Source organism: Thauera sp. SWB20 (assembly GCF_000831325.1).
Classification (GTDB): Bacteria; Pseudomonadota; Gammaproteobacteria; order Burkholderiales; family Rhodocyclaceae; genus Thauera; species Thauera aminoaromatica.
Genome location: NZ_JTDM01000020.1, coordinates 368,808 through 381,385, shown reverse-complemented (window position 1 = coordinate 381,385; position 12,578 = coordinate 368,808). Strand labels below are relative to the sequence as shown.

The following is a 12,578-nucleotide window of genomic DNA, read 5'->3' as shown; positions in this document are numbered from 1 at the left end:
AAGCGACGCCCCTTGTCGGAGCCCGAAAACGTCGATGGATGACCACAGTTGCACGACAGCGAGATGAGACCCGGCGACTCGTCTGGTCATCCCCCTCCGCCTGCCCCGGAGCCTGCGCCCGACAGCCCGCCGAAAAGCGCGTCGAGCACCTCGCGTTTCGGCTCGATCTGCGTCTTCGTGCCCACCCTATCGACGACGGAGAACGCAACCGTCGAGGATTTTTCCGGGTCTTCACGCGTAATGCCGATCACGATGGGAGACCTATCGTGTTGCGCGGGCGAGATTGTCTTTATGTTGGTTCCCGTCGTTGTGACGGTATAGGGAGGCGTTCCCCCCGTCACCGACAGTTCGAGCTCGCCCGGCTTTGCGCCACGCCGGACATCAAGCTCGATTTGTTGCACATTTTCCGCCCCCCCCGGCCCCGCCCGTACCATTGTTGCCCGTTCCGAAATGAAAGCCGACGATGGTTGCAAATACCCCCGAGAACACCAGAAAGATTTCGCGCGCCATCCTGAAACGTTCTTCGAACTTCCCCTCGTTGGAGTACAGAGCGCTGAAAATCAGCCCGCCGCCATACGCCAGCGTCGCAATGATCGCCGCCACGGTAAGGATGGGTCGTGTGCCATCCACGCCCATGAGCGCCTTCCAGCCAACTGCGGAGGTGAACAACATGATCCCGGCGACGAGCAAGCCCAGTACAACCAGGAGCACGACCAGCCCGATGAGCCCCGCAATGCTGAAGTCTGCCAACCACTCCGAAATCTTCCTCTTCGGTGCTACGCCGCTCCAACGCTCGACATTTGCCCACAACTCCTGAACCGCCATCTCGATGTGATCGCGCATGGTCGCGTCGCCACTCGCCCTGGCCGAGGCGAAATCGCTCTGCAAGGCGGTAACGCGATCAGCCAGTGATCGGGTTCGGGTGTTGACCGCTGCAGCCTTGACGACCTTGTCGAGGCCGGTGATCAGAGCCTCCAGGTTTTTCCATTTTTCTTCATCCATGACCGTCTCCCTTTCTCACCTCACCACGGACACCTCCATCGACCCGATTGCGATTCGTGCAGCCTCCGTGAAGGCGGCAAAGCCGGATCAACCCGCCATCATGCGGACTCGCGAGACGGGAGGCTCACGCCCGGTCGACATGACATCCGCCAGACCCATGGAATGATTCCGGTATAGCACTGGCATTGCCACATACAAGCTCGACGCAGTCGCATGAAGGCGCAGCCTGTGCCCATCTTCTGCACCGGGGGGCTTGCCCGCGCAGGAGCGCCGCACGCCGCCCTTGCGCGGGCAGGCCCGCTCCCACGGGTTCCGCTCGGGCAGGTCATGCATTCGTGCGATCGCCCCGCATGCGGGCCCTCGGCCAGGATGAGGCGCTACCGCCCGCGTAGGGTCGTCGGGCGGGAGGTGCGGGGTTCAGAACAGCGCGCGATACATCCTCGCACGCGCCGCCGGATCGGCCGCGCCGAACACGTCGCCGACCACCGCGAGCAGGTCGGCGCCCGCGGCGATCACCTGCGGCGCACGCTCCAGCGTGATGCCGCCGATCGCCGCCACCGGCAGGCCGAGCTCGCGCCTGGCGCGTTCGACGAGCGCGAAGGGTGCGGGCGGCGCGTGGGGCTTGGTGGTGGAGGGGAACATCGCGCCGAAGGCGATGTAGTCGGCACCGATCTCGGCGCCCTCGGTCGCACGCGACCAGTCGGCATAGCAGGTGAGACCGAGGATGCGCTGTGGGCCGAGCGCAGCGCGCGCCGCGGCGGGCGGGCCGTCCTCGCGGCCGAGATGCGCTCCGTCGGCGTCGATGGCGAGCGCGAGCGCGAGGTCGTCATTGACGATGAGGGGCACGCCGGCGGCCCGGCAGGCGTCGCGCAGCGCCAGCGCCTGCTCGCGGCGCAGACCGGCGTCGGCGCCCTTGTTGCGGTACTGCAGCAGCGCCGGATGACCGGCGAGCACGGACTGCGCGAGCGCGAGCAGGCGGCCGGTGTCGGGTTCGTCGGGGGTGACCGCGTAGAGCCCGCGCAGCGTGCGCGCCGGGAAACGCTCAGTCATCGCTCTCGCCCTTGCCGCGCGCCCAGAAGAAGCGGTCGGGCAGCGCCCGCCCCATGCCGGCGCGATAGGCGTGGCGCAGGGCCTGGCGGGTAAACTCCTGCGCCTCGCGTACCGCCTCGGGCAGCGCCATGCCGTGCGCCATCGCTGCCACCGCGGCGGCGGCGAGGGTGGTGCCGGCACCCAGGCAGGGCGCGGCCGGGCGCGGGCCGGCGTCGGTGCGCACGATGCCCTCGCTGCCGAAGAGGGTGTCGACGAGCTGCGGGCCGTGGTCGCCGCCGCCGGTGAGCAGCACGTACTCGGTACCGTTGCCGAGCAGGCGCTCGAGCGCCTCGTCGAGCTCGGCGCCACCCGTCTCGCCCTGGCCTCCCCCGCCACCGTCGTCCTCGTCGGACTCGGCCGCCTCGTCCCCGGCCAGGCCGGTCAGGCGCAGCAGCTCGTGGCGGTCGGCCACCAACAGCGTGGTCTGCGGCAGGATCAGGTCGGCGAGCGCCGCGGCGATCTCCTCGCCCGCCTCGCCGAGCAGCGCCGCGGCGTGCAGGCCGGGTTCGACCACCAGGGGAACGTCGGGATAGTCGGCGAGGATCTCCGCGATCACCGCGACGTTCTCGACGCTGCCGCAGAAGCCGAGCTTGAACGCCGCCACCGGCACGTCCTCGAGCACCGCGCGCGCCTGCATGGCGATCAGCTCGGGCGCGACCGGCCACAGCTCGTCGATGCCGCGGGTGTCGCGCACCAGCGCCGCGGTCTGCACCGGCAGCGGGTGGCAGCCCATGCTCGCCAGGGTCAGGATGTCGGCCGCGAGTCCTCCGCCGGCCGTGGCGTCACCCGCCGACAGGCACAGCACGCAGGGGGGAGTTTCCGGAATGGCGAGCGGCATGGGAGGTGGAAATGCAGCGCGGATGGGGTGCGCGCGGATGCGTTAAGATAGGCGGTCGATTCTACCCCCAACCCTCGAGTCACGCTGGAACATGGCCGATACCCCCTGGAAGACCTACATGTGCCTGATCTGCGGCTTCATCTACGACGAAGCGTCGGGCCTGCCCGACGAGGGCATCGCGCCGGGCACGCGCTGGGAGGACGTTCCGCCGAACTGGACCTGTCCCGAGTGCAACGCGCGCAAGGAAGACTTCGAGATGGTCGAGATCTAGGCCCGGACGCCACCGCCCGACAACCCACCAGGAATACAGCATGGACCTTGCCGGCCTGAAGGTGATGGTCATCGACGACAGCAACACGATCCGCCGCAGCGCCGAGATCTTCCTCGCCCAGGCGGGCTGCGAGGTCGTCCTCGCCGAGGACGGTTTCGATGCACTCGCGAAGATCGCCGACCACCACCCCGACGTCATCTTCGTGGACATCATGATGCCGCGCCTCGATGGCTACCAGACCTGTGCGCTGATCAAGAAGAACCCCCGCCTGTCGCCCACGCCGGTGATCATGCTGTCCTCGCGCGACGGCCTCTTCGACCGCGCGCGCGGACGCATGGCGGGCTCCGACGAATACCTCACCAAACCCTTCACCAAGGACAGCCTGTTGCGGGCGGTCGCCAGCCACGCACGGCGCGGCGGCGATGCGGCGCGCGCAGGCTGAGCCACGCCGGAGAAGACCGATGCCGATCCGCAAGATTCTCGTGGTCGACGACTCTCCCGTCGAACGCCTCGCCCTCCAGGAGGTGCTGGGCCGCAACGGCTACCAGGTGCTGACCGCCGAGAACGGCGAGCAGGCCATCGCACGCAGCCGCAGCGACCACCCCGACCTCATCCTGATGGACGTGGTGATGCCGGGCATGAACGGCTACCAGGCCACGCGCACGATCTCGCGCGATGACGAGACGCGCGACATCCCGATCATCATGTGCACCAGCAAGGGCCAGGAGACCGACAAGATCTGGGGCATGCGTCAGGGCGCGCTCGACTACCTGGTCAAGCCGGTCGACCACGACGAACTGCTCGCCCGCATCCGGGCGATGGGCTGAGCTCGATGGCCCGCAGCAGCCTGCGCGAATTCCAGGAACGCCTCGCCCGTCGCCTCGCCGAGGCCGCCGGCGCCGAGCGCCGCGGCCTGCTCGGCTTCCAGTGCGGCAGCGACAACTGGTTGATCGAGCTCGCCGAGGCCGGCGAGATCCTGCCCCCGCCGCCCTTGTCCGCGGTGCCGCTCACCCGCCCCTGGTTCCGCGGCCTCGCCAACGTGCGCGGCAGCCTGTACGGCGTGGTCGACTTCGCCGCCTTCAACGGCCAGCCGCCGATCAGCGCCGGCGGGCGGGCGCGCCTGCTGCTGATCGGTGCGCGCCACGGCATCCACAGCGCGCTGCTGGTGTCGTCCTCGAGCGGCCTGCGCAGCCACGAGGACTTCGAGCCCGCCCCGGGCGGCGATGCCCCGCCCTGGGTGGCACGCCGCCTGCGCGACATGCAGGGCCGCGCGTGGCTGCAGCTCGACCCCGCCCGCCTGCTCGCCCAGCCCGCCTTCCTCGACGCCGGGCTGGAATGACGTACGCATCCACTCCGCAAGAACCCGACCGAAAAATCGAGCATCGACCATGGCATTGAACCCGTTCGGCAAGAAAGCCCCGGCCCCCGGCGCCGGCACCGAGGCCCAGACGATCATCGAGACCTCCGCGCCGGAGCAGACGGTCGCCAACAAGACTCCGTCTCCCCCCGCTCGATCCGGCGGCCGCCTCGGCATGCTCGGCGGACTCTTCGTCGCCTGCACGGCGATCAGCGCCGGACTGCTCGCATACCAGGCGCGGGATGCGAGCCTGTCCGCGCTCCAGCTCGGCGCGGCGAGCGAACTGCAGGTGCTGCCCGGACAGATGGCCAGGGCGGCCCGCCTCGCCCGCCTCGGCGAGCCCGGCGCGGTCGCCGATCTCGAGCAGACCCGGGCACGCTTCGCCGGCTTGCTGCAGACCCTCGGCCAGGGCGGCAGCCATGCCGGCGCCACGCTGCCGCCGCTGCCCGCGAGCATGCGGCCCCTGCTGCAGGACCTCGACGCCGAGTGGCAGAAAAACGCCACGCTGGCGGCGCGCCTTGCCGCCCAAGGCGCGCCGCTCGCCGGCACCAGCGCTGCCGTGCGCGCGATCAACGCGGCCAGCGGCGCCCTCGCCGACGCGGCCGACCAGTTCGGTCGCCGTGTGGCGGCGATGAACGGAGACGCTTCTGCGCTGCGTGCGGCCCACGCCCTCCTGCTCCATGCCCAGCGCGCCACCCTGCAGGCAAACACCCTTTTCTCCGCGGATGCAGACCCGGCGGCGGCGGCCAAGGTGCTCGCCGGCGAGGCCGAGCAGCTGCGTCAGCGCTTGGCCGAACTCGAACGCCCGAGCAACGGCAGCGTCCTCGACGAGAGCCTGCGCGCGCTCGGGTCCGCCGCGGCACCGATCCTCCAGGCGATCGAGCGCATCGGCGCCGACGCGGGCGCGCTGCAGCAGGCGAACGCCGCGAGCGCCGGCCTCGCGGCGAACACCCCCGCCCTGCTCGCCGCGAGCACGGCCCTCGGCACGGCGCTCGCCGGGCGCACCGGCGGCTTCGGTCCGCTGCATGCGGGCGCGGCGCTCGCCGCCCTGCTCGCCGTGTTCGTGCTGGCGCAGATGGCGCGCGCCTACGCCGCCGACGCCGCGGCGCGCCGCCTCGCCTCGGAGGCCGAGCGCCGCCAGGCCGAGGATGAGCGCAACCTCACCCAGCAGGCCATCCTGCGCCTGATGAACGAGATGGGCGACCTCGCCGACGGCGACCTCACGGTGCGCGCCACGGTCACCGAGGACATCACCGGCGCGATCGCCGACTCGGTGAACTACACCATCGAGGAGCTCTCGGTGCTGGTACGCCGAATCAACGACGCCGCCACGCGGGTGACCTCGGCCACCGAGTCGGCGCGCCGTACCTCGACCGAGCTGCTCGCCGCCACCGACCGCCAGTCGCAGGAGATCGAGGAAGCCGGCGCCACCGCCGAGCGCATGGCGCAGTCGATGACCGACTCCTCCGCGCGCGCGCTGCAGTCCGCCCAGGTGGCGCGGCGCTCGCTGGAGTCCGCGCGCAAGGGCGCGGACGCGGTGCAGAACAGCATCCGCGGCATGAACGACATCCGCAGCCAGATCCAGGAGACCGCCAAGCGCATCAAGCGCCTCGGCGAATCCTCGCAGGAGATCGGCGAGATCGTCGAGCTCATCTCCGACATCACCGAGCAGACCAACGTGCTCGCGCTCAACGCCGCCATCCAGGCCGCCACCGCCGGCGAGGCCGGGCGCGGCTTCACCGTCGTCGCCGAGGAAGTGCAGCGCCTCGCCGAACGCTCGGCCGAGGCGACCAAGCAGATCGCCGCGATCGTCAAGACCATCCAGACCGACACCCAGGACGCGGTGGGTGCGATGGAGAGCGCCACCCGCAACGTGGTCGAGGGCGCGCAGCTCTCCGACGCCGCCGGCCAGGCGCTCGCCGAGATCGACCAGGTCTCCACCGAAACCGCCAGCCTGATCGAGCGCATCTCGGCCGACGTGCAGGAACAGGCCGCGACCGCCGGCCGCGTCGCCGCGGCGATGAAGGACATTCTCGCCGTCACCGAACAGACCTCGCTCGGCACCCGCCAGACCGCCGTGTCGATCGACCAGCTCGCCGAGCTGGCGGTGGAGCTGAAGGGCTCGGTCTCGGGCTTCAAGGTCTGACCACGCTGGCTGTCGCCCGGAAGAACAGCATGACACACGCCACCGAGCCGGACCTGGGACCGCTGACCTGGGTGAAGGGCGAGATCGACGCCGCGCTGGGGCGCGCGCGCGAAATCCTCGAGCGCGGCTGCGCAGGCAGCGAAGCCGCCGGCCTGCAGTTCGCGCAATCGCACCTGCACCAGGTGCGCGGCGCCCTCGACATCGTCGGCCTCGACGGCCTGACGCTGTTCACCGACGCCCTCGAGCAGCTGCTCGGGGCGATGGCGCGCGGCGAGGTCCCGGCCGACGCCGCGCGCCACGCGCTCGCCCTGCGCGCGCTGGCGATGGTGGGCAACTACCTCGAGGAGCTCGCCGACGGCGCGCCCGACCAGCCGCTGCGGCTGGCCGCGCGCTACCTCGAGCTCGCCGCAGCGCGCGGGCAGCACGACGCCAGCGCCGCCGACCTCTTCCATCCCGATCTTTCGCGCCGCCCGCCTGCGCGTGCGGCGCCGCCGGCGGACACGACCGGGAGCGAGGCGCGGGAGCTGCGCGCGGCACGCAGCCGCTTCGAGCGCGGTCTGCTGGAGTGGCTGCGCAAGGGCGCGGCGGGCGAAGGCGCGCGCGTCATGCGCGACGCGATCGCCGAGGTCGAGGCGCAGCAGCGCAGCCCGGCTGCGCGCAGTCTGTGGTGGGCCAGCCTCGCGTTCTACGACGCCCTGATCCACGGCGGGCTGCAGCCCGACCCGGCGGTGAAGCGCCTGTGCACCCAGCTCGACGCCCAGTTCCGCCGCCTGCTGAGCGGCACGCCCTCGGTGCCGGACCGTCTGCTGCGCGAACTCCTCTACCAGATCGCGCGCGCCCCGGTGCGCACTGAACAGCAGCGTGCGGTACGCGCGTGCTGGCAGCTCGACGCGCAGATCCCGGAGCCGGGGCTGGAGGTCGGCGAGACACCGATCGCGCCGCTGCTCGACGCCCTCGCCGCCCGCCTCGGCGAGGCGCGCGCGCATTGGGAAGCCTTCTGCGCCGGCACCGCGGTGGCCCTGCCCCGCTTCGAGGATGCAGTCGCGGCGATGAGCGCCCCCGCCGAGGCGCTCGGCCGCCCGGGCGTGCGCATCCTGTGCGCCGCACTGCTCGACTTCGCGCGCTGGCTGCGCCGCGATCCGCTGCAGTTCGTCGAGACCTCGGGCATGGAGGTCGCCACCGCGCTGCTGAGCCTCGAAGGCGCGCTCGACCGTCGTCCGCCGCCCGCCGGATTCGGCGCGCGCGCGGAACAGATCGCCGCCCGTCTGCTCGCCCTGCAGCGCGGCGAGCCCCTGTCCGCGGGCGCGATCGTCGCAGCACCGGCGGATGCCCGCCAGGCGCAGGAGCGCGCCGCGCTCGAGCAGGTGGCGAAGGAGATGCTCGCCAGCCTCGCCCACGTCGAACAGGTGCTGGACGACTTCTTCCGCAACCAGGCCAGGCGCGAGCCCCTGCTGCAGCTCCACCAGCCGCTGCAGCAGATCATCGGTGCCCTGAGCATGCTCGGCGAGACCGACGCGCTCGCCCTGGTGCGCAACGCCGCGATCCACATCGCCAGCCTCGCGCGCGAGGACAGCCGCGCCGGCCAGGCCGAGTTCGAACGCCTCGCGCGCGACCTCTCCGCGCTCGGCTTCTACATCGAGGCGATGCCGCGCGGCGGCGCCCGCCTGGAAGAACTGCTCGACCCGAGCCTGGGGCTCCAGGGCAGGCCGGCTGCACAGGAGGACGCGGCGGCGCCCGCTGCCGCGATCGCCGCCACACCTGTGGCGGCACCGGCACCGACGCCCGCGACCGAAGCCGCCGCGGCGGTGCCCGTCGAGATGCCCGAGCCGCCGCCGCCCGCGGCCGCGGAGCCGCCTCCACAAGACCTGGACGCCGCGGCGACGCAGGTCGCAGCGGCCCACCCGGAGAGCCCCGAAAACCTGTTCGGCCTCGACTTCCCCGATCTCGACTTCAGCCCCCTCGAAGAACTCGAGACACCTGCCGCAATGCCGCAGGCCGCGACAGAGCCCGTCGGCACCGATGCGCGGGCGCCTGCCGCCGCCCCCGAACTCGCCGCCACGGTCGCCGCGGAGAGCGCAGCCGCCCCGATGGCCGCAGGGGCGGCGCCGGTGGGCGCGGAGATCGACGCCGAACTGCTGGCGATCTTCATCGAGGAGGCGCACGAGGTGCTCGCCGGGATCGCGGCCGGGCTCGAAGCACTCCGCGACGGCACGGACGAGCCCGCGCAACTGGTCACCATCCGGCGCGGCTTCCACACCCTCAAGGGTAGCGGGCGCATGGTCGGGCTCGTCCAGCTCGGCGACACCGCGTGGGCGGTGGAGCAGGCGCTGAACCGCTGGCTGCAACTCGACTGGGCGCTCACCCCCGCCTTGTTCGCCCTCGTCGCCGAGGGCCATCGGGTGTTCTCCGCCTGGGTGGCGCAACTCGAACATGGCGAGGCCGGCGGTGGCGACACCGCGGCTCTGATCGCCGAGGCGAGACGGCTCCACGAAGCGGCCGAGCCGGTGCACGACGCCGGCATCACCACGCCGAGCGGAGCGCTCCCGCCCCTCCCCGAGCCGATCGAGGAGATCGAGGCGGAACCCGCCGCCACGGCCCCCGCCTCCGCGCCGATGCAGATCGACAGCGTGGACTTCCTGCTCGACGGCGAGATCGGCGGAGCCCCGCCGGCCCCCCCAGCGGGTACGGAGGAGACCACGCCCGTGTTCCCCGCCGCGACCGTGGCGAGCGCAACCGAAGAAGACCTGATCGAATTCATCGAGCCGCTCGACGAGGGCGCCCCGATCGCGCTGGAAGCCTTCGAGTTCTTCCCGGCGCAGCCGGACGAAGTGCGAATCGAAGGCGGACACGACGAGGTCGCCCCCGCACAGGCGCCCGCCGCAACGCAGGACGACGCGCCCGCCAGCGATGTCGCCGCCAGTCCCGCTGGCGACACCCTGCGCATCGGCGACGGCGAGATCTCGCGTGCGCTGCACGCGCTCTACTGCAGCGAATCGGCCCAGCACCTGGCCGCGCTCGAGCAGGCGCTGCGCGCGCTGCACGCGGGCGACGAGCCCCCCTCGACCGCCGCGATACGCGCCGCCCATACCCTGGCCGGCATCTCGGGCACCGTGCGCGCAGAGGCCGCGCATCGCCTCGGCCGCGCCCTGGAGCACCGGCTGGAACGCCTCGCCGACGCCACCCGGGCTCCGGACGGGAACGAGCTGGCGCTGTTCGGCGAGGCCCTCGACGCCCTGCGCGCGATGCGCGACGAGATCGCCGCGGGCGGCACGCCGGCGGCGGAGGATGCACTCGTCGCACGCCTGGACGCTCGCGCCGACGAAGACAGCGCAGGCCTGGCCGATCTGCCCGAGGCCCTCGCTCCCGACATCGCCCTCGCTGTCGACGCGCAGACCGCACTCGACGGCGCGCGCGCCGCCGACCACGCGACACCTCCGCCAGCGGCTCCCGCGAGCCTACCCGCAGCGCTCCCCGCGGCGGAGGCGGGCGCCGTGGACAGTGCGCAGGACGACATCGACAGCCAGCTGCTGCCGATCTTCCTCGAAGAGGCCGCCGAGACCATCGGCGAGCTCCACGCCACCCTGCGCCGCTGGCGCATGCAGGCCGACGACGAAGAGGCGCCGCGTGCGGTCGCGCGCCTGCTGCACTCGCTCAAGGGCAGCGCGCGCATGGCGGGCGCGATGCGCCTCGGCGCCCACCTGCACGAACTCGAGTCGCGCCTGGAGGACGGCCTCGCCGCGCGCGAGGCGGCGGCCGGGCTCGCCGAAGCGCTCGCGCACGGCATCGACCGCTGCGAGCAGGTCATCGACGAGCTCGCCCTCGGCGAAGCGGCCCTCCAGGCGCCGGCCGCCCCGATCCGCGCCGAGGAAGCCGGCGCCGGCGCGGAGGCAGCGCCCGAGGTCGAGCCGCTCGCCTCCCCGACCCTGCGTGTGCGCGCCGAGCGGATCGACCGCTTCGTCAACCAGGCCGGCGAGATCGGCGTCGCGCGCAGCCGGGTCGAGGGCGAGCTGCGCAGCCTGCGGCGCTCGCTGCTCGATCTCACCGAGAACGTGATCCGCCTGCGCAACCAGCTGCGCGAGGTCGAGATCCAGGCCGAGGTGCAGATGCAATCGCGCATCGCGCAGGCCGGCACCCAGCACACCGATTTCGATCCGCTCGAGCTCGACCGCTACACCCGCCTGCAGGAGCTCACGCGGATGATGGCCGAGAGCGTCAACGACGTGACCACCGTGCAGCAGGGCCTGCTGCACAACCTGGACGGCGCGGAGCTCGCCCTCGGCAGCCAGGCGCGCATGGCGCGCGAGCTGCAGCAAGGGCTGATGCAGGTGCGCATGCTGCCCTTCGACAACCTTGCCAGCCGGCTCTACCGGGTGGTGCGGCAGAGCGCGCGCGAGCTCGGCAAGCGTGCCGCGCTCGACCTTCGCGGCGGACGCATCGAGGTCGACCGCAGTGTGCTCGAGCAGATGGCCGCGCCGCTCGAACACCTGCTGCGCAACGCGGTCGCGCACGGCATCGAGGCCCCGGCCGCGCGCCTGGCCGCCGGCAAGGCCGAGACCGGCAACATCGAGCTGACGGTGCGCCAGGAGGGCAACGAGATCGCCATCGAGATCGCCGACGACGGCGCCGGGCTCGACCTCGAGCGCATCGCGGCGCAGGCGCGCGCGCGCGGTCTGCTCGGCGCCGACGAGCGCGTCGACGAGCGCCGCCTGGTGAACCTGATCTTCGTCTCCGGCTTCAGCACCGCGCGCGAGGTCTCCGCGGTCTCCGGCCGCGGCGTCGGCATGGACGTGGTGAAGGCGCAAACCGCCGCCGCCGGTGGCCGCGTCGAGGTCGCCAGCCGGCCCGGCGCCGGCACCCGCTTCTCGATCCGCCTGCCGCTCACCCTCGCGGTAACCCAGACCTTGCTGGTGGAGGCGCTCGGCCGCAGCTGGGCCGTTCCCGCCAACATGATCGTGCAGGCCATGGAGCTCAAGCCCGACGCGCTGCAGGCCATGCAGCGGGCGCACGGCATCGAATGGCAGGGCGAGCATTATCCCTACCGCTATCTGCCGCGCCTGCTCGGCGATCGCGAGGCGCGCCCCGCCGAGGCGCGCTACAGCTGGGTGCTGCTGCTGCGCGCCGGCGCGCAGACGCTCGCGCTGCATGTCGACGGGCTGCGCGGCAACCAGGAAGTCATCGTCAAGAACGCCGGCCCGCAGCTCACCCGCGTCGTCGGCATGAGCGGCGCGACCGTGCTTGGCGACGGCGAGATCGTGCTGATCCTCAACCCGGTCGCGCTCGGCGCGCGCGCCGCCACCACCATGGACGAGGCGCACGCGGGGTTGTTCGGTCCCGCTGCCGAGGCGCCGCCGCCGCTGCACCTGCCCACGGTGATGGTGGTGGACGACTCGCTGACCGTGCGCAAGATCACCGGTCGCCTGCTCGAGCGCGAGGGCTATCGCGTGCTCACCGCCAAGGACGGCGTGGACGCGCTCGAGCAGCTCATCGACCTGAAGCCCGACGTGGTGCTCACCGACATCGAGATGCCGCGCATGGACGGCTTCGACCTCGTCCGCAACATCCGCGCCGACGCGCGCCTGCACGACCTGCCGGTGGTGGTGATCACCTCGCGCCTGGCGGAGAAGCACCGCCGTTACGCCCTGGAGGTCGGCGCCGACCACTACCTCGGCAAGCCCTACCAGGAAGAGGAGCTGCTCGCGCTGGTGGCGCGCTACGCACAGGCGGGCAAGGGCTGAGGGGGGCCTCGCTCTTTCTGCGGTGCCAGCCGGGATGCGGCAACGGATGCGCCTCGACGCCCTCCGAACCGCCGCCGATCTCGACTTGCGTCGCTCCTGCGCCCCCGGCGTGGAAGCACGCTGCAGGAGCGACGCAAGTC

Annotated in this window: 10 protein-coding genes; 6 read left to right on the top strand and 4 right to left on the bottom strand. The window is 72.1% G+C overall.

Translation table 11 applies throughout. The annotated features are described in order from the left end of the window. Positions 1-86: 86 nt before the first annotated feature. The 4 genes from PO78_RS23460 to thiD all read right to left on the bottom strand — a co-directional run bounded on the left by PO78_RS23460 (position 87) and on the right by thiD (position 2,929). The gene (locus PO78_RS23460; RefSeq protein WP_231570743.1) at positions 87-401 is read right to left on the bottom strand and encodes a SprB repeat-containing protein; all 315 of its coding nucleotides are present in this window, start codon (positions 399-401) and stop codon (positions 87-89) included. Next, positions 382-1,002 (bottom strand): hypothetical protein, encoded by a 621-nt coding sequence (locus PO78_RS15650; RefSeq protein WP_231570742.1) that lies wholly within the window; start codon positions 1,000-1,002, stop codon positions 382-384. Before PO78_RS15650 ends, PO78_RS23460 begins: the two co-directional genes overlap by 20 nt. A gap of 417 nt (positions 1,003-1,419) precedes the next feature. Continuing rightward, positions 1,420-2,052 carry a thiamine phosphate synthase gene (gene thiE, locus PO78_RS15645; protein WP_043745060.1) on the bottom strand — a complete coding sequence of 211 codons (633 nt, stop codon included), beginning with the start codon at positions 2,050-2,052 and terminating at the stop codon, positions 1,420-1,422. After that, positions 2,045-2,929: a bifunctional hydroxymethylpyrimidine kinase/phosphomethylpyrimidine kinase gene (gene thiD / locus PO78_RS15640; RefSeq protein ID WP_171047772.1), complete on the bottom strand. Its 885-nt coding sequence runs from the start codon at positions 2,927-2,929 to the stop codon at positions 2,045-2,047. Before thiD ends, thiE begins: the two co-directional genes overlap by 8 nt. A 118-nt stretch (positions 2,930-3,047) precedes the next feature. On the opposite strand from thiD, the gene PO78_RS15635 reads away from it, so the two are divergent. Genes PO78_RS15635 through PO78_RS15610 form a run of 6 tightly spaced genes read left to right on the top strand, consistent with a single transcriptional unit; the run spans position 3,048 to position 12,438 of the window. Then, a complete protein-coding gene (locus PO78_RS15635) occupies positions 3,048-3,200 on the top strand; it encodes a rubredoxin (protein WP_049766948.1) in 153 nt (50 codons plus the stop codon). 40 nt (positions 3,201-3,240) lie between these two features. Then, complete coding sequence (locus PO78_RS15630; RefSeq protein ID WP_004327486.1) at positions 3,241-3,642, top strand: response regulator; 402 nt, start codon at positions 3,241-3,243, stop codon at positions 3,640-3,642. 19 nt (positions 3,643-3,661) lie between these two features. Continuing rightward, positions 3,662-4,027: a response regulator gene (locus tag PO78_RS15625; protein WP_012586067.1), complete on the top strand. Its 366-nt coding sequence runs from the start codon at positions 3,662-3,664 to the stop codon at positions 4,025-4,027. A 5-nt stretch (positions 4,028-4,032) separates the two neighbouring features. Continuing rightward, positions 4,033-4,539: a chemotaxis protein CheW gene (locus tag PO78_RS15620; RefSeq protein WP_004327492.1), complete on the top strand. Its 507-nt coding sequence runs from the start codon at positions 4,033-4,035 to the stop codon at positions 4,537-4,539. 49 nt (positions 4,540-4,588) lie between these two features. Next, the gene (locus tag PO78_RS15615) at positions 4,589-6,703 is read left to right on the top strand and encodes a methyl-accepting chemotaxis protein (RefSeq protein WP_012586068.1); all 2,115 of its coding nucleotides are present in this window, start codon (positions 4,589-4,591) and stop codon (positions 6,701-6,703) included. Between the two features lie 29 nt (positions 6,704-6,732). After that, positions 6,733-12,438, top strand: a complete 5,706-nt coding sequence (locus PO78_RS15610) for a hybrid sensor histidine kinase/response regulator (RefSeq protein ID WP_043745056.1) — start codon at positions 6,733-6,735, stop codon at positions 12,436-12,438. Positions 12,439-12,578: the final 140 nt, after the last annotated feature.